Raw genomic sequence first — 20,624 nt, 5'->3', positions numbered from 1 at the left:
CTTATGGAAATTAAAGAAGTATATTACAAAGCACTAATCGAAAATGATGGTCAACTAAATGAAATTGACCTTGGCGAAAAAATTGGACTTGGTGAAGATAAAACAAGAGAAATAATTGTACAGCTTCTATCTGAACATAAAATCGAATATGTCGAATATAGGTCTTGCAATTACAGATTGAACAAACTCAAGAAAAGGAAAAAATAACTGCAGCTAACACCTTAATAATTGCTTGTTTTAGTGTTAAACAAAGTTAGTTGCTGTTTTGCTACATCTGATTTTTCTGTAGAAAACACTCGTACAACTTATTAATAAGGATCAATTCAAAACGAAACCCTCTTAATTATCAGAGGGTTTATTGTTTATACAAAATTTGTAACATCCTTCCAACCTCAATATCCATTCTCGAAAAGGCAAACCATTTTTTGCCCAAATCTTTCAGTGATGCTCCAATATGGTAAAGTTCCGTATCGTCAATTATCAAAAAACGATCGTGAGTATCAGAGAAAATTTCAATTTCAATCTGGGGATATTGGCTGTTGTACCTTTGCAAATCCAGCCGTAACTGATTGTTGATATTTTTGGTATAGATGGTGGCAGTTATATTGGCATTCCGTTTGCCCAATAAAGTCAGTACTGTATCATCCACATAATTATCCAAAAGGATAATGGAGGTTTTGGCACTTCTGATAATATCGGAAACAAAGGTATAGGCATCAAAAATTTGTCCGTTGTAGAAAATTCCCTTTTCGTTATGGAGTTTATCGCTTTCCAAAGCCTTAAAGATTTCTTCAAATTTCTGGTCGGCTTCCAGTTGTTTAATTTCAATCTTATCCAAACGATGAAACAAAGAAGCGTTGCTAATAAGCATTCTTCGCATTTCTACAAAAGCTTCCATAATTTCAATACTGACTTTGACCGCTATATCTGAACGGAGTATAGCAGAAGCCATTGCAATGCCTTGTTCGGTGAAAACATAAGGCAAATAACGTCTTCCTCCATAGCTCAAACTTGAGGTTCCAAATTGGAACCTCAAGTTTTCAACTTCCTCTTCGGTCAGTTGAAAGCAAAAAGAAGCAGGAAACCTTTCAATATTTCTTTTTACGGCTTTGTTGAGGTTCTTGGTTTCCACCTGATATAATGAAGCTAGGTCGCTATCCAGCATCACTTGCTTGCCACGTATGGTATATATTAGGTTCTTGATTTCCATCTGGCTAATGGTAGGCTTATTTTCCATTACTTTTTGTAGCTTTTATTTTTGGCAAATTCAAAGGAAGTTTTGTAATCCTCATTCAACACGATGTATGCATCGAATTTCTTTCCGGCTTTGCTTGTCATTCCTTTGATGAGTGAAGTTTTCCCTTTGCTGACAAGGCTTTCAATATCGGCTATACCGATTTGTATGGCACACACATTGCGGAACTGTATCCAATTACAATCCTCATCAGAACATTTGACAATCTTATCACGGATAATGAGTTGTTGACTTCTGCATTTCGGGCAAACCAATTTAGGCAGGTTGTTTTGAGCAATGGAAGTTTGCAACAATTCATTTGTAATGGATGAAGCATAGTTTTCCATTTCCTTTTGAAAAGCCTCTGCATCCGCTTCGTTGTTTTCGATTTTTTGCAATGCGAGTTCCCATTCGGCAGTCATTGCAACGTCTGCAATTTTACGTTCTTTGACCAACTCATAAACCTGCAATCCCTTTTCAGTCGGGATTAAAGATTTCTTATCCCGTTGGATATAATTGCGGGTAAACAGGGTTTCGATTATTGCGGCTCTTGTAGCCGGAGTGCCAATACCTATATTTTGCAATACTTTCCGTTCGTCTTCATTTTCCATTTCCTTTCCGGCAGTTTCCATAGCCGACAAAAGCCCTGCTTCGGTATAAAGTACGGGTGGTTTGGTTTTCTTTTCTAAAACAGAGGCTTCTTTGATTTTAAGTTCATCACCTTTTTTTAGTTCTGGCAAATCCTGTACAGGTTCGGTATCATCATCGGAGAAACTGCCTTTGATGGAACGCCAGCCTGCTTCTAAAACCTTACAACCCTTTGCTGTAAAATCATAATGCAATGCCTGTAAACCTACATCGGTTATCGCTTTGATGCAGGCTTGTGAAAGGGCTTCGAGCAATCGAAAGGCAATCATATCATAAATGGAATTTTCCTTTGCGTTCAGGGCAGACGGGATTTTATCAGTAATCAATAATCCGTGGTGGTCGGTAACACGCAGGTCATTTACAATACGTTTATTGAACCGTCCCCATTTCATTTTAGATACGGCTTGCTTGTAGGTTTCCCTATCCTGCAAAGCCCTTACGAGGTTGGGTATTTCAGCCCAAACATCTTCGGGAATATATTTGCTTCCAGTGCGTGGGTATGTGATAAACTTCTTTTCGTAGAGGCTTTGGGCAATATTGAGCGTTTCTTCGGCAGAAAGGTTCAGCTTTTTGTTGGCTTCCTTTTGTAATCCGGTAAGGTCGAACAATAAAGGAGGTTGCTCTGTAACACTTTTGGTTTCTACGGACGTAACCGTTGCTGTTTCGTTTCGCTGAATGGCTTTAAGCGTATCATCGGCAAGTTTTTGGTCTTCCCATTTGGTTTTGGAAATGCTTTTAAAATCTATCAGCTCTTTGTTGTGCGATAACTGTATATGCCAATATTTCGTTACCGAGAAATTTTTGTTTTCCAGATAGCGTTTGCATATCAATGCCAGCGTAGGTGTTTGTACTCTTCCGAGCGAATAAATTCCATTTCCTGCGGCTATGCTCAATGCTTGTGTAGCATTGATGCCCACGAGCCAATCGGCACGGCTTCTGCCTTGCGCCGCCTGATACAGTCCGTCAAATGCTGCCCCGTCTTTTAGATTGTCAAACCCTTGTTTTATAGCTTTTTCAGTTAGTGAGCTTATCCAAAGACGTTCAAAAGGCTTGTTGCATTTCAGGTATTCATAAATATACCTGAAAATGAGTTCGCCCTCACGACCTGCATCGGTGGCTACAATGATACTGCTGCTACGGTTAAAAAGCTGTTCGATGACTTTCAGTTGCTTTAACGCTCCTGTATCGGCTGTATAACCTTTGTCTTTTTTCACTTTCCGGACGGTCAGCAAAAAAGTATTTGGGAGTATTGGTAATGATGCCTTATCAAACCCCGAAATGCCGTACTCTTCGGGCATTCCCAATCCTATTAAATGACCGAATGCCCACGTAACAAAATAGCCGTTCCCTGTCAGGTAGCCGTCCTTTTTATCGGATGCTCCCACAAGTCCGGCTATTTCTCGGGCTACGCTTGGTTTTTCTGCGATTATTGTTTTCATACTTTACTACATTTTTCTGCCTTTGGACTTTGCAGGTGTTTCGGGTTTTTCCTGTTGCTCCTGCTGCTGTTTGTTTTTCGGTCTTTGCTGTCCCGACTTCAAAGGCTCATTGATATTTTTGGTTGCTTCATTAGTCTTGCCCTCCGAATTGACGGCAATTTGCGTTTTGTGGGCTTCGATGGGCTGCATTCTTTCTTTATATTGATTAGGAAACTCAAAGCCTGTTTTTCCGGTATCTTTGTCGAAAGTGATATAGCCGTTGTAGGTTTGTCCTTTCTTATCAACCAGCCCTGCCATATAAACGGTTTGTCCGGCTTTGAAATCCTTATGTTGCTCATCGGTCAGTTCTTTACCTCTGAACGTTTTTGGAGCTTCCTGCGGCTGGCTTTGTTGATTACTTTGTCCGTTGCTTTGGGTTTGCCTGTTGGAATTATTGCGGTCAAACAGGAACTCTACATAACGCTTGTCTGCATTGAACTGTACCGTTGCCGAGAACTCCGTTCCTTTAGTGGAAATCATACCGTCTAACTTTAGCGGTTTACCCTCCATTAAAGTTTGCTTCTGCTCATCGTTCAGCTTTACACCTTTAATTTCATCGGGAATTTTTATGAAATCCGTCCTCAATGCAATTACGTCATTGGTTAGCCTATCTATACTGATAATGGACGGCATCAGTTCGCCAGTTTTAGAATTGGTCAAGTTAACCACACGCCCCATATTACCCATTTCGAGCAGGTTCTTTTTGTCTTCATCGGTAAACTTGTGTCCGAAAAACTCAAAATGCAGGTTTGGTTCTTTTTTGATACCGTGTATTGCTACGATAACATTTCCATCTTCGGCTTGCTGTAAAGACAATCGGGCATCTGTGCGAAGAACAGAACCTCCGAAATTAATGCCTATCGGCAAGAGTTCATTGGTTTTGTAACCTCGTAACAAAGGGTCAAGCAGATTTCTTTTTTCAAGGTATTCCTTGCTTAATCCGAGGTTTTTCATTGTGTCCCAATCAATCTGCTCGGGCTTGTAGCGGTACTCGCTGGTTTCCGGTGTTGTTTGTGTTGTTGCCATATTATTTTGATTTTCTTGTTTCTTATCTTGTTGCAGTTCTGTTTTTACTTCGTGTTCCTTCATCACTTTTTCGCCTTCGGGAGTTGGCTTATCTACCTGCTTTTGCATTTCCTGTGCTTTTTCAACTGCGACGGGTGCAGGCACTTTGAAGAATGAAAAATTGGTAGGGTTCTTTAACTGGCTGAAAAAATTAGAGAAGAAGTTGGAAAAAACGTCACCATTTTTATCCACACGCATAAACTGGTTTTGGTTTTTCTTCGTGGGGTCAACGGTTTCCATTTTCCCATTCTCGTCAATACTCTTTACGGCTTGGATTTTCATTTTTTCTTTATCCAGCACTAATAGTATGTCCGATAATTGTTCGGGCATTTCCGGGTTGTTTGTGATTTCTTTGCTCATATTTTTGAAAATTTAAAAGTTCACTGCCGAATGTAAATTAAGCGTTGGCTGTATTGCCCAATGTGGCACTCAAAGGCAGTCTTTGTCTTTCATTGTCGTTCATTTTGAGAGTGGGTTAAAGCTCTCTCTAATGAACTGATGTACATCAGATAGCTTGTAATACAATTTTCCGCTTATGGTATAATAGGGCAGCCTCCCAATAGAGCGATACCGTTGCAGGGAACGGTTACTGATTTTAAGCATTTGAAGTAAATCCTGGTTATCGAGCAATTCCTCGCCGTCAATACTATTGCGTTTCTTTTGCAACTCATTTATATTGTCGCCCAGCATATCAAGACGACCCATCAGGCGTTCCATCCACGCTAAAAATTCCATTCTGTCAATATTCATAGGGATATACTTTTAGGGGTTCATACCTATTTTTTGTCTGTCTTTAGCTTTCTGCCTTTTTCGATATAGCTTTTGCCTTTTGCCATAAGCTCCTGCACAAACTGATCACTGCTCTGTATGGCATTGGCATTGAGCATATCCTTAATTGCTCCAATAGTGTAGAAATATTGACCGTAGATTTTTGAATAAGCAATCTCGCCTTTGGTGCGCATACGCCACAAGGTCTTTTCGCTGATGTGCAGGTATTGGCATACCTCGTGGTTATTGAGCCACAGGTCATCATACCCCGTATCATCCAATCTTTTCAGATAGTCGGCAATGGCATTAATACGGCTGTTGAGCTGTTGCCACGCTTCTTCTTCAATGGTTATTATTTTCATTGCACAGCTTTTTAAAGTTCACTATGCAAAATTGTTTAGAGTGGCAGTGTTTGTCTGCCAAGCCTTGCCAATTGGTTTGGCGGTTTTTTGAAATTTTTTACAATTAGGAAAAACCCTTGTTTAATAAGGAGTTCAGGCATTTTGAGTATTTTGTAACAGGGAATTGCCGACATTTGCTAATTGGCAGATATGGGCAAAAAAAAAAGCAGTACATTTTGTGTACTGCTTTGAAATTACTGTATTAAAACAGCTAAAGGTCTTTATCCATATATTCTTCGAGGGATATTTTGAGCTGGTCTAAAAATGCCGTTCTTGAACCAGTACGGGTTTTCATCCGGTGAAACGCATGATGCAAATCGCTAAGCGGAATACGGAAAAGCACCTGAAACATCAGACTGATTTTTCGGATTCCAATTTTACCGTGAGAGATCACACCCGAAGCATATAGGGCATAAATCAATTCGACGAGTGCATTTTTGCTATCTGTCCAAAATATATCTTTTGAACTTTCGGTTTTTTGTAAATTCGTATCTAGACTTTCATCAGGATTGATTTTGGTAAGCAGGTAAGTGTAGAGCAGTTCATTAGCGATAATCCTTGAAACTTTGTAATCGAAGAAGGTTGAGAATGCTGGATCTATTTCAAATACAATGCTGTTTAGTCCATCATGATAATTGATATTGCCACGTTTGAAATAAATGTCATCTCGATCAGTTCGTCCCGAACGATAATACCTGTAAAAATCGGCATTGCAGATATGTTCAATATACTCCCGTTTAAGATTTGCCAATTGGCTAGAAAAATAACTATAATACATTTTACCATTACTGACCGGACAAGTAGTCTCTATACGATAAACCTTATTGTAATAAATTAGTTTGCCAAGTATTTGAGGTTTTATGGTACGGAAGAAATTGATTTCTTCAGCTTCATCATTAAATCCCTTTTGGGTAATTGACTTTTTGACTGAAAATAAAATATCTTGGAGATACAGGATCATTTCGTAAGCTTCATCAAGCAGGCTCTTGCTCTGAGATGAAATCTTATCCTCTTTGTTGTGTATCTCTAAAAGAATGTTTTGTAGAGAATTTTTCATAGCTCATGATTTTTTAGAACAGTTTGACTTTCCAGAAAGTGTTCTTCAATTAAATCACAAACCTTATGAATTCTAGCGATAAATTCCCCACAGTTGGGGGTAACTTGGGTGATATTTTTTTATTTTCCTTCTTGTTCGTCCATTTTTTTTATTAAGGAATCTTTCAAAAGATCTAAAAATTTTGTTCGATTATTCTTTCTATTTCTTAGCTCCAAATATGTATGATAGAAATCGCCTAAATCAATTCCAAAGGTATTTTCAAATATTCTTACAATAACCTTTATTTCGGAACTACCGTCATCAAAAGCTTTGAAAGCATGCAACGCATAGATTAATTCTATTAGGGATGTTTTGCTTGCAGTCCATTTTAATAATGAACTACGTATTTCTTTGGATTTTGCTCTAGAAAATTTATTCATGTTTAATATCTGATCTTCTAGATATACTTCTATTAAGTCATTTGCAATAACTTTAGCTACCTTATAATCATGAGAAGTTGAAAAACTATGATCTGATTCGAAATAAAATGTGTCTAAACTCAATTTAATATCAAATTTTCCTCTCACAAAATACTTCTCATCGAGATACGTGCTATTAGTTCGATAGTATTTATAAAACTCTAGATTATTATCGAAAAACCGCTTTAATTTCGCCAATTCATTATTCAGATATTTTTTAATTATTCGTTGGCCTCCATGAGGCTTTTTCATCTCTATTTTGTAGATCGCATTGTAATAAATAAGTTTTGAAACAATCTTGGGTTTCAATTCTTTAAAAAAGATAATTTCATCCTCGATTGTCTTGAACTCATTTTCGTTAATAAATCGCTTTAGTTTCGTCAATTTTTGTAAGGTAATTTCAATCATAGACTCGCATAAACTTATTTGGTCACCATTATCAATATAGCGTATACCAATTTCCTCTTCAAGTTCTCGAATAATTTTACAATAAAAGTCTCTCACAGAATTTTTTTATTTTTTCAATTAGGCTTGATTTAATTTTATTGTTTTTTATTTTATTTTTTGCTGGTTTTATAATACTGTATCCCGCATTCTAGAAAATTTTTAAAATCATCTTTTGACATATAGCCTGAAACAGGGGAGTTAATAACTTTTCCATCTGGTGTTACCATAACATAATGTGGTTGCGAATTATTGTTAAAGTTTATTTGTTGAAACATAGACCATTGGTCTCCAACTGTTTTAATTTTTTTCTTCTGTCCATTCCCCATATCAATTGATCTTTGTTGTTCTTTTGGTAACTCTTCGCGATCATCTACATATAAGGAAGCCAATACAACCTCGTTTTGAATTAGAGGTAAAACATCTGGTTCACTCCAAACAAATTCCTCCATTTTACGACAATTCTCGCACCCGTATCCGGTAAAATCTATAAGAACAGGTTTATTTTTTTCTTTTGCTACTTTAATAGCTTCATAATAATCATGTTCTGGATGTATTCCAAAAATGCCGTCCTCTGGGGAAGTATAGAAGCTTACATTTAAAGGAGGCAGAATGCCACTTAGTAAAGATAAACGTGGTTTCTCTGAGTGTAATAAGCCCGGTATCAAATACAATACAAACAAAATACCTGCGATCCCAAAACTTTTTCTAACAGTTGTTATCTTTTCATTTTTATCATCATGTGGGAATCGGATTTTACCAAACAGGTACAAAACTAGACCCACTGTTACTATAATCCACAGTACAATAAATACCTCTCTCTTTAGCAAAAAAGTCTTGGAAACTAAATCCGCTTTTGATAAAAATTTTAATGCTAATGCTATTTCTATAAAGCCCAGACATACTTTTAATGTATTCATCCAGCTTCCTGATTTTGGAAGTGATAATAATACTTGCGGAAATAAAGCTAAAAATCCAAATACAAATGCCCAGGCAAGTCCAAATCCTCCAAGAGCAAATGACAGTAACGTTGGGACATCTTTAGAACTAGAAGCAACTCCGCCTAAAAGACTACCTAAGATAGGGCCGGTACACGAAAAGGAAACAATTACTAGTGTTAATGCCATGAAAAATATCCCTACAATTCCCCCAGCTTCTTCTGCTTGGGAGGATCTATTGACAATCCAAGTCGGTAACGTTATATTATAATATCCAAAAAAACTTAATGCAAAGAATAAGAATACAACAAAGAACACTAAGTTCAACCATATATTTGTTGCTATCTCATTGAAAACATTTCCACTGATACCATCTAAAATATGGAAAGGAATACTTAGTACTAAAAAGATGACTAAAATAAACCCGCCATAAATCAGTGCATTCCGTTTTCCTTTAGATCTATCAGTAGCATTTTTTGTAAAGAAAGAAACTGTCAGTGGAATCATAGGGAAGACGCATGGTGTCAACAACGCTATTAATCCTCCTAGGAATCCTAATAGCAATACCAGCCAATTACCAGATTCTTCTGTGACTTGCTCATTACCACAATCTACCAGGGGATTTTTAAAATCTAATGTATTGACCTTAATGTCACTTTGCAGATGAGCTAAATCAGAATCTTGCATTTCACTTACTATGATTTTGGACTTTGTTTCCAAATCATTTTTTGCATTTACTATTTCCTCAAATTCTATCGTATTTGGAGCTAAACAAATTTTATCGTTGCATACCTGAAAAATAATCTCAGTAGCTATCTTGGGATTGATTCCGTTACTTTTTAATCTGAATTTTTGAATAAATCTTACAGAATCGGCAAAATATACTATTTGAACACCAAATGCTTCACTGAACTCTTCTGTTTTTTTTCCCAGCTCTTTTACGTCTCCTATTAATTCAACGTTATTACTAACAATTTTCATTTTTGTTGGTATACCGCTATCCTTTGGTAAATCCTTAGAGTAAAGATGCCAACCTTCGTCTATCTGTGCTTTCAACACAGCCTCATATTCATTGTCTGCGATTTTATTAATTTTATAATCCCACTTAACAACTTCCTTTATCTGAGCCTGTAAGTTTGTTATTTGGAACAATAGCAAGACCCATAACCATTTTTTCATGATAATTTTTGTAAGTTTATTAAAATAATGTTGGGCTGTTTTCGGCCCATGTTAGAGGAAGCTTATCTGTCTTATTTAAGCGTATCAGGCTCAAAATCCATTGAAATGGAATTCATACAGTAACGCTTATATGTAGGGGCGGGGCCATCATCAAAGATATGTCCGAGATGCGAATTACAACGATTGCATTCAACCTCTGTTCTATGCATGCCATGTGAATTATCTTCTTTATAGACGACACTGTTTTTAACGGGTTCGAAAAAACTAGGCCACCCACAACTGCTTGAAAATTTAGCATCTGAACGGAAAAGTTTATTTCCACACACCGCACAATAGTAGGTGCCTTTCGTTTCACTATCCCAATATTTACCAGTAAATGCCTGTTCAGTAGCCTGTAATCTTGCAACTTGATACAACTGTGGATTTAAGACTTTTTTCCATTCTGCATTACTGATATTTAATTTTTTTTTATCGGTTCTGGAATAATAGGGATTTTCCATATGTTCCTGACTTATACCTTTATTCGTTTCCTGCGCATAACAACTACCTAAGAAAAACATGCATCCAATTAATATCAATATCCTTTTCATTTATATTTCGGTTTAACTTTATTCTTAAACACTTTTTTAAACTTGTCTAGCTTAGGTTTAATCACTCTCTGACAATACGCGGCCTCTGGATTATTCTCAAAATAATTTTGATGATAATCTTCTGCTTTGTAAAACTCTCCATAAGTTGTTACTTCGGTTATTATATTCTTTGGATAAACCTGTTCAATATTCAATTCAGCAATGATAGCTTCAGCCAATTTCTTTTGACTTTCATCATGGTAAAAAATAGCGGACCTGTATTGTGTTCCAATATCGTCTCCCTGTTTATTTAATTGGGTCGGATCATGCGCGACAAAAAAACCTCCTAATAATTCTTTATATGATATTCTTTCAGCATCATAGACTATATTACAAGCTTCTGCATGCCCGGTCATACCAGTACTTACTTCTTTATAGCTAGGATTTTTCTGATGACCACCAGTGTATCCAGAGGTTACAGATTCCACCCCTTCTAGTAGTTTGAATTGTTCTTCTACACACCAAAAACATCCGGCAGCAAACGTGGCAATTTCACAATTTTTACTATCTATTTCCATGACTCCCTTTCTTTCGACTTCTTTTTTTCCTATTTTTTTATTGATTTTCTGTTGACCACAGGAAACCAAGGGTATTTCGACCAATGCCAATAACCAAGTTTTTAAGTATTGCCCTATTTCCTAGTGTTCTTTTAATTCTTTAGCTAAAGGAAAATCTATTGGCACATTTAAAACTTTGCTTGTGAAGTTTGTGATGAAACTATCACCTACGACATGCAACGCATCAATCAGATTTTCATGATTATAGCCCATTTTAAAACATTGTTGAAGCAGTTGCACACTAATCCTATTTTTTTCTTCAACTACATTTTTAATGAATTTTACCAGCGCATCTAATTTTTTATCAAATTCAGCATTCCCCCGACGAAGCTGTAATATTTGATCTTCATCAAAACCATTTAGCTTTCCGATCATAGTATGGACACTTAGACAATATAAAGAATTGTTTTTTTGAGAAACCACTAACATAATCGCTTCGCATTCTTGCTTTGACAAAGAAACCTTTCTAGTATGAAATTGATAGTAATTACTTAATGCATTTTCTGAATGCATCATCGACGCATAAAGATTAGGGACACTCCCTAAACGCTCTTTGAAGTATTTCAAGAACTCCTTGTTTTTTTTACTAACTTCCTTATTATCGGGTATTTCTATTGTTAACATTGTTATATCTTCATTTTTTTAACTAAGACTCTTATTCTCTAAATTTGGAGATGTTTGTACCGGTATACATTTTAAAAAATCTGCTAAAATGTGCCGGACTTTCAAAACCTAATTCGTATGCAATTTCCTTTGCCGTTTTGTCGGTATAATGCAGATATCTTTTTGCTTCCAGGATAATCCTATTTTGTATTATTTTTGATGGAGCAGGTTGCCTCAAAATCGCGAAAATATTACTCAAAGTTTTTGGTGATTTATTTAACGCATCTGCATAAAATTTCACTCCATGTTCCTTTTTAAAATCTTCTTCCAGTAATAAGGCAAACTTTCTGATCATATCAAGTTTTTCATCTGAAAATTTTGAATAGCATTCACTTTGCTGTTTTGCAGTACGGGTCGTTTTAATTATTAGATGTTTCAGCAAAGTCCTAAGCATTTCTCCTTGAAAATTATCTTGCGATAACCATTCATCAGAAAACATTTTTTCTAAGTATCGCATTTCTTCTTTCTCATCCTCATTTAATTTAATAAACATAGGATGTTCAATACCATAAAATAGAAAACCAACGCAACCTACTTCAGCATCATGATCTACTATGCAATAAAACTCTCTGTTAAACTGCCAGGCAATTAATTGATCTGGTTTTTCAAATGTGAAATTTTGATTGGATACTAATGGTAATAAAGACCTTTCGGGCATTTCATAGTCAATTTCATCAATTTTTACTTTTTGCTTAGAACCTTTATTATAAACAAAAGTGTTGATAGGTGCTGTTGGCTTACGAAGTCCTGCTCCTTTTAACTGATCACTGTTCACATGCATGACGAATCTTGCTGAAGTTATTTTATCTTCGTATTCCCTTACCATATTGATTTGCCTTTATTTTATCGTTTTTAAGTGGATACTAATTTAATTTTTCTCCCTCTTTATTCCCTTATAATATCCATCACGTTTCCCCAATTATCTCATACTTACACTACATCATAAGACACCCTCTCATTTCACATTTATATGTTCTTATATATCTTACAAAATTGCTGCTGTCGCACCTCCGTCCACTACAATATTTTGACCGCTCACATACGATGCCTTATCCATTGCTAAAAAAGCAACTACCGCTGCTATTTCTACATCTTGGGCCACGCGTCGCAATGGGGTTCTGTTTGTTATTGCACTTAATTTTTGTTCATCTGCCAATACATTTTTTGTTGCTGGTGTTTCGGTAAACCATGGCGATACCGTATTTACTCTAATTTTATCTTCTGCCCATTCATTCGCTAGGTTTCTTCCCAATTGAATTAGCCCTGCCTTTGACATTCCGTAAGGAGCACCAGTTCTAGCATCCAATATTCCCGCTACAGACGCAATATTGACCACCGCACTTCCTGCCCCGTCCAAAAGGCTTGAATATAAAATTCTACTTAATTCAAATGGGGCTAACACATTTACTTCAAATACAGATCTGTATTCTCTTTCTTCATATTCGTTACTTGGTTTACGAATATTAATTCCAGCATTATTGACCAGCACATCTAATTTACCCCATTTTTTATCTACCCACATTTTAATTCTCAAACGATGATCTGTACTAGTTACGTCAGCTGACATACCATATACATTTAATCCTCGCTCTCTCAAAGCACTCTCTACTTTAATGACCTCCTCATTATCGCGTGCAGTAAACAATACTTCGGCTCCTAATTCCGCAAACTCTGTGACTATTGCTTTCCCAATCCCTTTGGAACCTCCCGTTATTACTACTTTTTTCCCTTCTAAATTCCAATTTTTCATGTCTTTATATTTTCAGTTATTTTTTCTTTGAAGCCTGTTCACCAAATTCTATCAACTGCTTTCCATTGACAAATCCTATTTTTGTCATCACTAATTTACCTTGTGGAGTGAAGAATAATAATGTTGGATATGCTGTCACTTTCCATTTCTCTGCTAATGCAATACCTTCACCACTCTCCATATCAATGGTCACATTAATGAAATTTTTATTAAAATACACTGCTGCTTCTTTCTCTTTGAATGTTTTAGATTTCAGTAATTTACAAGGCGCGCACCAAGTTGTATAAGCATCCACAAAAATATATTTATTACTTTTTTTTGCTTTTGCAGCAATTTCGCTCCATTTCCCATTAGTAAAGTCAATTTCCTGACTTTCCTTTTTCATACCGGCTTTTGGATTATTTTGGGCAAATGACATACTTACTAAAGACACCAATGCAAAAATTAGCATCGTATAAGTCATTACTCTTTTCTTAGTTTTTAACATCGTTTCTGTTTTATAAGTCTTTAAATATTGTTTGTGCTACTACCTTTAATAATTCAGGCTTTAACCTTTTTGTAATATCTGGATTGATGTATTCAAAATTTATTTCACCATTTTTGCTTAATATAAATACCGATGGAACAGGTATCAACAAATCAATGTCTTTTCCGCCAGTAGACTTAGGGAGAAAATCCCAATAACCTTTAGGGGCTTTATACGCGATGCCGAATTGCTTAGAAACTGCCAGATCTGCATCTGACAACAATGTGTATTCTAAGCTTGCTTTATCCATTGAAGCGTTTAAACCTTCAGGCTTATCGGTGCTTATTGCAATTAACTGATATCCCATTCTTTCCAGATCGCCTGATATTTCTTGTAATCCAGATAATTGTTTAGAACAGTATGGACACCATCCACCCCGATAAAAAACTAAGATAGTAGGTTTCTCAGCTACCATTTTATTTAAATCGACAATTTTCCCTTGCTGATTCATCAACGTTACCATAGGTATTTTCTCTCCTGCCAAAAGTGGGCTGATATCCTCAGCTTTTTGAGGATACATATTCTCTCCCATAGCCATCCTCCCCATTTCCATCTGGCTTTTTTCTTTATGGTCCATCATGTTCTTTTGTTGTCCTTGGGCATTGGCCTGACTAACCATTATAAGCAGACCAAGTATGCTCATAATGTGTTTTATTTTTTGTGTTATACTTTCCATTTTTAGTTAATGAAGTGTGATTAAATGTTTTTTGCTAAAGGAAAATCTATCGGTACTTGTGTTACGGCATGTAATAAGTTGCCAGGATTAGCAGGAGCAAAAAATAAATCGTTTGACCATCCATACATTGTTGCAAATGATACAGCCTGTCCTTTACCTGCATATAATTGAATTGAAATTGATTCTCCTGGCATAATTAGAGGAGAACCGCCATTATTTTTAAATGTTCCTGATTCAACTAAAGGTCTGGAGTCCAATACATTTTCAATTGTAATCGTTGACGATGATGACATTTCCATCATGCCATCATCGTCCTTACTACATGATGCTAAAACTAATGATAGTCCCAAAAGTGATAACCACCCAAATTGTTTGTGTCTCATAAATTATTCTGTTAAAATTTTATAAAACAAAGGTATTTGATGATATTAGTTATACTGATGTCCAAATTTCCCTATCATATGACTGAATTTCCCGATTTACGGTATCTATCTGTTTAACTCGAAAAAATTATTGATTTGGGAGATTCAAATTGACAAAATTAGCTAACTTAAAATGTCAACCACCTATTCAAAGGAAAATTTGAAACAGTAAATCGAAGACAGAATCAAAAAAAGAGAATTAATACCATGTTAACATACAATCCAGCCATGTATTCATCAATCATATTCTATTCCTTCACAGGATAGAGGTCTTAGCGGGTTCTATGTAAAAATGGTATCATGACTTACTTGCACAAATTGCTTGGGTAAGTGGTTTTTTATATTCAAAAAAATACGCAGATTCCAAAACATCATTAACGGCAGTGTGTCTAAAAACCTAAACCTAACTGCTGAGAATCGAATATACGCGAATTTTGTAAGATAGGTGCCCGTGTATGAAATTGTGATTTGAGGTTATTACACAGTTTGACGGTCAGCACCTCATGGCAAATGCGAATTGGTGGAGTGGTCTTTATTACATTTAGTCTGCTAAATTCCGAATATAAAATTTCAACATAAGGACCGTTGACATAGGATCACGGCTCTCACTATATTACCTGATAATATTTGCTTCCCTTATATCTTTTAGTGGTATGTACGAGTATCTACACAAGTAAGTATATATGCTTATGTAATCCTGTAGTGGCTATATTGCTTAGTTTATTCTTCACAAAAGATAAAATCACTTTAATTCTATGATAGGCCTTTTTATTATTTTAGAAAGCATCTTATTCATGAATATAAAAAATACGGAACAGCTTTAAATTAGAATTAGAAAGAAAGCTATTCCAATTTAGTCGATAAAAGGAAATTTCGTCATGTATTAGGGAAATATGGACTATTAACCGCGCTGTTTTATAAATATCTTTGTTTTATCAAATAAAAAAATAAAAAAATGGAAAAATCAAGCAACATAAAAACGCCAAGTATCGGGCTATTAATCATGGTTCTAGGTACAGCAGTTGTTCTACTCTGGATCGGTGCTTTTAAGTTTACATTAACGGAAGCTAAAGGAATTAAATCTCTCGTAGAAAATCATCCTTTAATGGGATGGAGTTATGAAATATGGTCAATTAGAACCGTTTCAAATATAATCGGCATAATTGAAATTATCACGGGATTAATGCTGTTGATAGGAATAAAAATAAAAAATAGCCTAAAATGGGCTGGATTGCTAATGATTTTGACTTTTGGATTTACAATTAGTTTTTTATTTACTACTCCTGGAGTATGGAAGACAGTAGATGGAGTACCTGTTACGGACTTTTTTATTTTGAAAGATTTAGTCTTTTTGGGATTTGGTGTGGCCTTATGGAAAGATAGTATTAAATGAAGCCTCGGTAGCTGAAGAATCAATCGAATCAACGATAAAATTGTATTGTGAATAAATAATTAATGAAAACAAGATTAGAAATAATGGGAGGCGTTAGTATGAGGTTACTTTTAAGTAGCCTTGTATTGATTTTGTTGAGCTTCAATCGTATGGATATACGATTGAAGCTCAACAGGCTTCCCATATGGAAATCTCTTATTGCAATCCTTTAAAAAGTGATTCTAAATCACATCAATCCGGTAAGACAAAAAATAATAAATGTAAAGGGGAATGTGCAAGTAAATGTTGCGGGAAAGCATGTAATAGTGGCTCTATTGTAGTCGCAGTAATTGAAAAATCTACGAAAAGAATATAATGTTGATCAATGTAAACGAAAACATGATCAATATATTTTATTAAAAGTATTCTGCCTTGATCCAAGATATATAACAACTGAAAAATCATCTATTTAATCCTAAGATGGCGCACAGTACTACAATACAATGTAGAAATAACTACTTCTTAATAAGCAAAGTGAAGGGAGAATAAACTGCCCGATGCATCTGGGAAATATCAAATAAAGTTTTTTAAAAGAGAATTTTAGGGAAAATCAAAAAAACAAATTTGAAATTATTGGAAGGGAATACTCGTGCGTTTTAAGATACATACATAAGCAGATCTTACATACAGATAAACTATTTCACCCACAATTTCTTTTTCGGTGATGGCTAACGTGTAAGTACTCTAATATAGCTAGTCAATTTGTACATCGTCAATATTTATTAAAACTTATCCGGAAGTGAAATTTTCCATATCGGGAAGTATAGACAACTTAAAGGGAAGTACGGACATTTGTGAAAGCTTTCCCTCGGCTTACCTTTGTACTATACAAACGAATAAATTTATAACATAACAATTTAATAAAAATGGAAAATACATTCAACGTCCTAAAAAGAGAAGAGGTTTCAGCAAAAAATCAACAGATATTCGATGGTCTGAAAAAAGCATTCGGTGCTGTGCCTAATTTGTACTCTACGTTAGCTTATTCCGAAAATGCGCTAGAAGCTTATATTAATCTTGAAAATAGCAAAACCTCGTTAACAAAAAAAGAAATTGAGGCGGTAACGCTAGTAGTTAGTGAGGTGAATAGTTGTTTATATTGCTTAAGTGCACATACTATGGTTGCCAAGATGAATGGTTTCACAGAAGAACAGACGCTTGAAATCAGAGGCGGAAGCGCAGGGTTTGATAAAAAATTGAATGCTTTGGTAAAACTCGCCAAACAGCTTTCAGAAAAAAGAAATGCAGGTGATGGAACATTGGTAGCAGCCTTTTTTGATGCCGGTTATTCGAAAGAGAACCTTATTGATATGATCGTGCACATAGGCGACAGAACTATCAGTAACATATTACATGCTGTAACCCAAGTGCCTAATGAATTTCCATTAGCAAAATCTATTAGCTAGTAATAACTATTCAGTTAACGTCAAAATAACTTTAAATCTATAGACTATGATGCCAAGAACACAAGCTCTAAAGCCGGAACAGGTGCCGGCTGACTCTAAACCAACTCTTGATACGTTCACCAGGATGCTCGGGTTCACGCCAAATATGCTTGCGACATTTGCGCAGAGTCCAATTGCGTTCAATGCATGGGCTACTTTCCGCAGTTCCCTGAACAAGGTGCTTGACGTGAAGACGCGAGAAATCATCAGCCTCGCCGTCTCTGAGGTGAATGGCTGCAACTACTGCCTGGCGGTTCACAGCTATGCGGCCAGTATGGCTAAGTTGCCGGCCGATGAAATTATTCTCGCTCGGAAAGGCCATGCTATCGATCCGAAGAAGGACGCCGCCGTCCAGTTTGCGCGCAAAATCATCGAGACCCGCGGTCAGGTCGGTGAGTCTGATCTGGAAACTGTTCGTCAAGCTGGATATACAGATGCAAATATCATGGAGATTGTCGCTCTGGTGGCTATGTATTCGCTGACGAACTTTTTCAATAACGTGTTCGATCCGGAGAAGGACTATCCCGCTGTTCCGCTGGCTGGTTCGATCTAACTTTTATTTGGTTGGATAAATGATCTTCTAAGAGACATGAACATGCTGAAAACAAGATTGCAAGATTATAAGCGACAGTAATATAAGTTAAAAACAAGAATGGACATCGGAAAAGCAGAACCTAAATTATACAGAGCGAGGGGGACTTCGGACAAATATTTACCAACTTTAGATCTGGAACCAAACCCCCAGGAACTTATCCGGACTTGGATTTCACTAATCAACGTTTGCGGTTACTATATAATCAGTCATACCCAAGCGGCATTGGAATTAGGGTAAACTCCGTAGCGCCTGTTTGTCCTGGCCGCATGGTGGGAAACACCTTTTTTACAGAAACAGAACAAGCTGTACTTAAACTGGCAGAAGAAATTGCCTAACTTGATAAAGCTGGGGTTTCTGATGAAACTTACGAGCGAGCACTAGCGCTGCTTGGTGAACAGAAATTAGCTCAAGTAATTTTTGTTACAGTTACCATCGGTAGCAGGAACCGAATCGCTATTGCCATGCATATGGTAACCGGAGAATAGCTCAATAGTGCAATTGATGTTATTTTTTTACATGTATTATATGAAAAAAAACGAAATCTGAACGGGAATGATCAAAGAATATAACGAAAATGCAACATTGGCGCGGTTTGTTATGCACAGCGATAATCAACTGTTTTCAGGATTAGGACTTAGCAATTCAAGTCCTAATCCCGTAAATACTTTTGTTTACAATAAGGGTGAATCGCAAGAAGTACTCATCGATGCGATAGCCTACACAATGCCACCACGGAGCATTCTTCCGCTCGTTTCCAATCAGCATTTTACCTTTCAGCATCCTGAGACCCTAACTGCCTGGCAATTTAACCGTGAATTTTACTGTATCATCGATCACGATTCTGAAGTTGGATGCGTCGGTTTTCTCTTCTACGGAATCCAGCATCCAATGTTTATCACACTAAATGCCGATGAAGCAGAAGAATTGTCCGACCTTGAAAAAGTGTTTTCTACTGAACTGATGGTGAGGGATAATTTTCAGGGAGAAATGCTTCGTACCTTATTAAAAAGGGTAATTATAAAAACTACACGAATAGCAAAGCTTCAAAGTGAAAGCTATTCAAAATTCCCTGACGAAAAAATGGATATTGTGAGAAAATTTGCATTGCTTCTCGAAAAAAATTTCAAAGAACAACATCAGGTTAATTTTTATGCAGGTGCCCTCCATAAATCTCCTAAGACATTGAGCAATGTTTTTGCACGATTAAAACAACCGGCACCTTCGGTACTCATTCGTGAAAAGCTTCTGTTGGAAGCCAAACGTTATTTACATTATACTGAAAAATCGGCTAAGGAAATAGCCTATGAACTTGGTTTTGAAAGTCCGGCACATTTCAGCAAGTTTTTTAAGCTCTATACGGGAACAAATATTTCGAAGTTCAGAAGTATCTGATAGAAGCATTTTAATATAATAGAGATGTCAACGATAGATAACAACATGTACCTTCTTAATGCAATGAGTGAGCAGAATAGTAAGTATTTAACCTATTTCAATAGAAAGTTGGGGCGTACACCAAATCTGTTTTTGACGATGATGTATTCTGACAATACGTCGATAATGGAAATGCAGATATCAAGCTCATCATTAAAACATTTGAAAGCATTTTTAATGTTAGTTTGAGAGATTTTTATCATAAAAAACGATATGATTTTTTCGACAAGCATGAACCAAGGGTTTAAAGAAGAAGATGTAATTATTGAAGGGGCATACCAATTTGATGTCACCGAAGACGCCTTCAATACACAATATCTATTCGCTGTTTCGGTGCCGCAATATGAGTTAAGGGGGCTGATCGTTGATCTTTTAGGAATGTACTTCTATATGGAAGAGCAACCAATTACCAAGATACTGAGAGACGCATCTCTGATTAGCTACGTCTTTGACGATCAGGACCCCTATGTAAAATATGGGTTGAAAAAAATTACGCCATCAGATTTTAACGCAGATAACAATCGATACGTGTTGCGGATTGGGTTTCCTGATTACCCTGCATGTCCTGTAGGAACTGATTTTACGATGCTGGGATTTGATGAACAAACACGGCAATACGTATGGCTTTCAACAAGCATACTAAATGATAGTCGCCTTAAAAGAGTCGAGTTTAAGACCCTATAATTTTCGGCAGGAATCAATTTCACAATTGATTTGTGTGATAAATGTCAATGTTTAAAAGATGGCAAGTTTTTAACTTGCCATCTTTATGCTTTGATGATTTTAAGCAATCGGGCGAAATATAAGTTTATCTTTTAAACCCTGTTA

23 protein-coding genes and 1 pseudogene are annotated in these 20,624 nt (G+C 36.2%); 8 read left to right on the top strand and 16 right to left on the bottom strand.

Annotated features, from left to right (window positions below):
- The first annotated feature begins 3 nt into the window (after positions 1 to 3).
- Positions 4 to 207 carry a hypothetical protein gene (locus BUA97_RS01320; RefSeq protein ID WP_072996054.1) on the top strand — a complete coding sequence of 68 codons (204 nt, stop codon included), beginning with the start codon at positions 4 to 6 and terminating at the stop codon, positions 205 to 207.
- A gap of 148 nt (positions 208 to 355) precedes the next feature.
- On the opposite strand, the gene BUA97_RS01315 is transcribed toward BUA97_RS01320, so the two are convergent.
- The 16 genes from BUA97_RS01315 to BUA97_RS01240 all read right to left on the bottom strand — a co-directional run bounded on the left by BUA97_RS01315 (position 356) and on the right by BUA97_RS01240 (position 14,854).
- Positions 356 to 1,237, bottom strand: coding sequence for an ORF6N domain-containing protein (locus BUA97_RS01315; RefSeq protein ID WP_072996052.1), 882 nt, complete (start codon positions 1,235 to 1,237; stop codon positions 356 to 358).
- Positions 1,237 to 3,321 carry a type IA DNA topoisomerase gene (locus BUA97_RS01310; protein WP_072996050.1) on the bottom strand — a complete coding sequence of 695 codons (2,085 nt, stop codon included), beginning with the start codon at positions 3,319 to 3,321 and terminating at the stop codon, positions 1,237 to 1,239. The genes BUA97_RS01315 and BUA97_RS01310 overlap by 1 nt, the downstream gene beginning before the upstream one ends.
- A gap of 6 nt (positions 3,322 to 3,327) precedes the next feature.
- A complete protein-coding gene (locus tag BUA97_RS01305; protein WP_072996048.1) occupies positions 3,328 to 4,785 on the bottom strand; it encodes a DUF3945 domain-containing protein in 1,458 nt (485 codons plus the stop codon).
- Positions 4,786 to 4,884: 99 nt separating this feature from the next.
- Positions 4,885 to 5,175, bottom strand: a complete 291-nt coding sequence (locus BUA97_RS01300; RefSeq protein WP_072996046.1) for a helix-turn-helix domain-containing protein — start codon at positions 5,173 to 5,175, stop codon at positions 4,885 to 4,887.
- A 26-nt stretch (positions 5,176 to 5,201) separates the two neighbouring features.
- On the bottom strand, positions 5,202 to 5,555 hold the full coding sequence (locus tag BUA97_RS01295; protein WP_072996044.1) for a helix-turn-helix domain-containing protein: 354 nt from the start codon (positions 5,553 to 5,555) through the stop codon (positions 5,202 to 5,204).
- Between the two features lie 250 nt (positions 5,556 to 5,805).
- Positions 5,806 to 6,651, bottom strand: coding sequence for an RteC domain-containing protein (locus BUA97_RS01290; protein WP_072996042.1), 846 nt, complete (start codon positions 6,649 to 6,651; stop codon positions 5,806 to 5,808).
- A gap of 119 nt (positions 6,652 to 6,770) precedes the next feature.
- Complete coding sequence (locus tag BUA97_RS01285; RefSeq protein WP_072996040.1) at positions 6,771 to 7,613, bottom strand: RteC domain-containing protein; 843 nt, start codon at positions 7,611 to 7,613, stop codon at positions 6,771 to 6,773.
- A 53-nt stretch (positions 7,614 to 7,666) separates the two neighbouring features.
- A complete protein-coding gene (locus BUA97_RS01280) occupies positions 7,667 to 9,670 on the bottom strand; it encodes a protein-disulfide reductase DsbD family protein (RefSeq protein WP_072996038.1) in 2,004 nt (667 codons plus the stop codon).
- Between the two features lie 71 nt (positions 9,671 to 9,741).
- Positions 9,742 to 10,260, bottom strand: a complete 519-nt coding sequence (gene msrB, locus BUA97_RS01275) for a peptide-methionine (R)-S-oxide reductase MsrB (RefSeq protein WP_072996036.1) — start codon at positions 10,258 to 10,260, stop codon at positions 9,742 to 9,744.
- Positions 10,257 to 10,907, bottom strand: coding sequence for a peptide-methionine (S)-S-oxide reductase MsrA (msrA, locus tag BUA97_RS01270; RefSeq protein ID WP_245795778.1), 651 nt, complete (start codon positions 10,905 to 10,907; stop codon positions 10,257 to 10,259). Before msrA ends, msrB begins: the two co-directional genes overlap by 4 nt.
- Positions 10,908 to 10,937: 30 nt before the next feature.
- Positions 10,938 to 11,480 (bottom strand): carboxymuconolactone decarboxylase family protein, encoded by a 543-nt coding sequence (locus BUA97_RS01265; protein WP_070562137.1) that lies wholly within the window; start codon positions 11,478 to 11,480, stop codon positions 10,938 to 10,940.
- A gap of 31 nt (positions 11,481 to 11,511) precedes the next feature.
- On the bottom strand, positions 11,512 to 12,345 hold the full coding sequence (locus BUA97_RS01260; protein ID WP_072996034.1) for a helix-turn-helix domain-containing protein: 834 nt from the start codon (positions 12,343 to 12,345) through the stop codon (positions 11,512 to 11,514).
- Positions 12,346 to 12,504: 159 nt separating this feature from the next.
- On the bottom strand, positions 12,505 to 13,269 hold the full coding sequence (locus BUA97_RS01255; protein WP_070562130.1) for an SDR family oxidoreductase: 765 nt from the start codon (positions 13,267 to 13,269) through the stop codon (positions 12,505 to 12,507).
- 16 nt (positions 13,270 to 13,285) lie between these two features.
- Positions 13,286 to 13,756 (bottom strand): thioredoxin family protein, encoded by a 471-nt coding sequence (locus BUA97_RS01250; protein WP_221405645.1) that lies wholly within the window; start codon positions 13,754 to 13,756, stop codon positions 13,286 to 13,288.
- A gap of 10 nt (positions 13,757 to 13,766) precedes the next feature.
- Complete coding sequence (locus BUA97_RS01245; protein WP_072996032.1) at positions 13,767 to 14,471, bottom strand: peroxiredoxin family protein; 705 nt, start codon at positions 14,469 to 14,471, stop codon at positions 13,767 to 13,769.
- A 20-nt stretch (positions 14,472 to 14,491) separates the two neighbouring features.
- Positions 14,492 to 14,854 carry a hypothetical protein gene (locus tag BUA97_RS01240; protein ID WP_072996030.1) on the bottom strand — a complete coding sequence of 121 codons (363 nt, stop codon included), beginning with the start codon at positions 14,852 to 14,854 and terminating at the stop codon, positions 14,492 to 14,494.
- Between the two features lie 994 nt (positions 14,855 to 15,848).
- Here BUA97_RS01240 and BUA97_RS01235 point away from each other — a divergent pair.
- The 7 genes and pseudogenes from BUA97_RS01235 (at position 15,849) to BUA97_RS01210 (ending at position 20,480) form a co-directional block, all read left to right on the top strand.
- A complete protein-coding gene (locus tag BUA97_RS01235) occupies positions 15,849 to 16,286 on the top strand; it encodes a DUF417 family protein (RefSeq protein ID WP_072996028.1) in 438 nt (145 codons plus the stop codon).
- 905 nt (positions 16,287 to 17,191) lie between these two features.
- On the top strand, positions 17,192 to 17,731 hold the full coding sequence (locus tag BUA97_RS01230) for a carboxymuconolactone decarboxylase family protein (RefSeq protein WP_072996026.1): 540 nt from the start codon (positions 17,192 to 17,194) through the stop codon (positions 17,729 to 17,731).
- Positions 17,732 to 17,777: 46 nt separating this feature from the next.
- Complete coding sequence (locus tag BUA97_RS01225) at positions 17,778 to 18,323, top strand: carboxymuconolactone decarboxylase family protein (RefSeq protein WP_221405644.1); 546 nt, start codon at positions 17,778 to 17,780, stop codon at positions 18,321 to 18,323.
- A 99-nt stretch (positions 18,324 to 18,422) separates the two neighbouring features.
- Entirely contained in the window at positions 18,423 to 18,602 is a 180-nt protein-coding gene (locus BUA97_RS16960) for a carboxymuconolactone decarboxylase family protein (protein WP_139258180.1), read from the top strand.
- A 315-nt stretch (positions 18,603 to 18,917) separates the two neighbouring features.
- A complete protein-coding gene (locus BUA97_RS01215; RefSeq protein WP_072996023.1) occupies positions 18,918 to 19,757 on the top strand; it encodes an AraC family transcriptional regulator in 840 nt (279 codons plus the stop codon).
- Between the two features lie 170 nt (positions 19,758 to 19,927).
- A pseudogene (locus tag BUA97_RS17460) lies at positions 19,928 to 20,044 on the top strand (hypothetical protein); the annotation flags it as partial.
- Positions 20,010 to 20,480 carry a hypothetical protein gene (locus tag BUA97_RS01210; RefSeq protein WP_072996021.1) on the top strand — a complete coding sequence of 157 codons (471 nt, stop codon included), beginning with the start codon at positions 20,010 to 20,012 and terminating at the stop codon, positions 20,478 to 20,480. The pseudogene BUA97_RS17460 and the gene BUA97_RS01210, both read left to right, overlap by 35 nt.
- Positions 20,481 to 20,624 lie beyond the last annotated feature (144 nt).

This window comes from Epilithonimonas mollis (genome assembly GCF_900142325.1).
GTDB lineage: Bacteria > Bacteroidota > Bacteroidia > Flavobacteriales > Weeksellaceae > Epilithonimonas > Epilithonimonas mollis.
The sequence above is the reverse complement of the archived record's forward strand: the minus strand, read 5'-3'. Positions and strand labels throughout refer to the sequence as shown.

What these genes read in the sequence shown, in the direction of transcription:
- BUA97_RS01320 (WP_072996054.1), top strand. Translation starts at nt 4, where the DNA reads ATGGAAATTAAAGAAGTATATTACAAAGCACTAATCGAAAATGATGGT.
- BUA97_RS01265 (WP_070562137.1), bottom strand. Translation starts at nt 11,480, where the DNA reads ATGTTAACAATAGAAATACCCGATAATAAGGAAGTTAGTAAAAAAAAC.
- BUA97_RS01255 (WP_070562130.1), bottom strand. Translation starts at nt 13,269, where the DNA reads ATGAAAAATTGGAATTTAGAAGGGAAAAAAGTAGTAATAACGGGAGGT.
- BUA97_RS01250 (WP_221405645.1), bottom strand. Translation starts at nt 13,756, where the DNA reads ATGTTAAAAACTAAGAAAAGAGTAATGACTTATACGATGCTAATTTTT.
- BUA97_RS01225 (WP_221405644.1), top strand. Translation starts at nt 17,778, where the DNA reads ATGATGCCAAGAACACAAGCTCTAAAGCCGGAACAGGTGCCGGCTGAC.
- msrB (WP_072996036.1), bottom strand. Translation starts at nt 10,260, where the DNA reads ATGAAAAGGATATTGATATTAATTGGATGCATGTTTTTCTTAGGTAGT.
- BUA97_RS01240 (WP_072996030.1), bottom strand. Translation starts at nt 14,854, where the DNA reads ATGAGACACAAACAATTTGGGTGGTTATCACTTTTGGGACTATCATTA.
- BUA97_RS01315 (WP_072996052.1), bottom strand. Translation starts at nt 1,237, where the DNA reads ATGGAAAATAAGCCTACCATTAGCCAGATGGAAATCAAGAACCTAATA.
- BUA97_RS16960 (WP_139258180.1), top strand. Translation starts at nt 18,423, where the DNA reads ATGGACATCGGAAAAGCAGAACCTAAATTATACAGAGCGAGGGGGACT.
- BUA97_RS01300 (WP_072996046.1), bottom strand. Translation starts at nt 5,175, where the DNA reads ATGAATATTGACAGAATGGAATTTTTAGCGTGGATGGAACGCCTGATG.
- BUA97_RS01215 (WP_072996023.1), top strand. Translation starts at nt 18,918, where the DNA reads ATGATCAAAGAATATAACGAAAATGCAACATTGGCGCGGTTTGTTATG.
- BUA97_RS01210 (WP_072996021.1), top strand. Translation starts at nt 20,010, where the DNA reads ATGATTTTTTCGACAAGCATGAACCAAGGGTTTAAAGAAGAAGATGTA.
- BUA97_RS01235 (WP_072996028.1), top strand. Translation starts at nt 15,849, where the DNA reads ATGGAAAAATCAAGCAACATAAAAACGCCAAGTATCGGGCTATTAATC.
- BUA97_RS01230 (WP_072996026.1), top strand. Translation starts at nt 17,192, where the DNA reads ATGGAAAATACATTCAACGTCCTAAAAAGAGAAGAGGTTTCAGCAAAA.
- BUA97_RS01290 (WP_072996042.1), bottom strand. Translation starts at nt 6,651, where the DNA reads ATGAAAAATTCTCTACAAAACATTCTTTTAGAGATACACAACAAAGAG.
- BUA97_RS01310 (WP_072996050.1), bottom strand. Translation starts at nt 3,321, where the DNA reads ATGAAAACAATAATCGCAGAAAAACCAAGCGTAGCCCGAGAAATAGCC.
- BUA97_RS01245 (WP_072996032.1), bottom strand. Translation starts at nt 14,471, where the DNA reads ATGGAAAGTATAACACAAAAAATAAAACACATTATGAGCATACTTGGT.
- BUA97_RS01305 (WP_072996048.1), bottom strand. Translation starts at nt 4,785, where the DNA reads ATGAGCAAAGAAATCACAAACAACCCGGAAATGCCCGAACAATTATCG.
- BUA97_RS01280 (WP_072996038.1), bottom strand. Translation starts at nt 9,670, where the DNA reads ATGAAAAAATGGTTATGGGTCTTGCTATTGTTCCAAATAACAAACTTA.
- BUA97_RS01295 (WP_072996044.1), bottom strand. Translation starts at nt 5,555, where the DNA reads ATGAAAATAATAACCATTGAAGAAGAAGCGTGGCAACAGCTCAACAGC.
- BUA97_RS01260 (WP_072996034.1), bottom strand. Translation starts at nt 12,345, where the DNA reads ATGGTAAGGGAATACGAAGATAAAATAACTTCAGCAAGATTCGTCATG.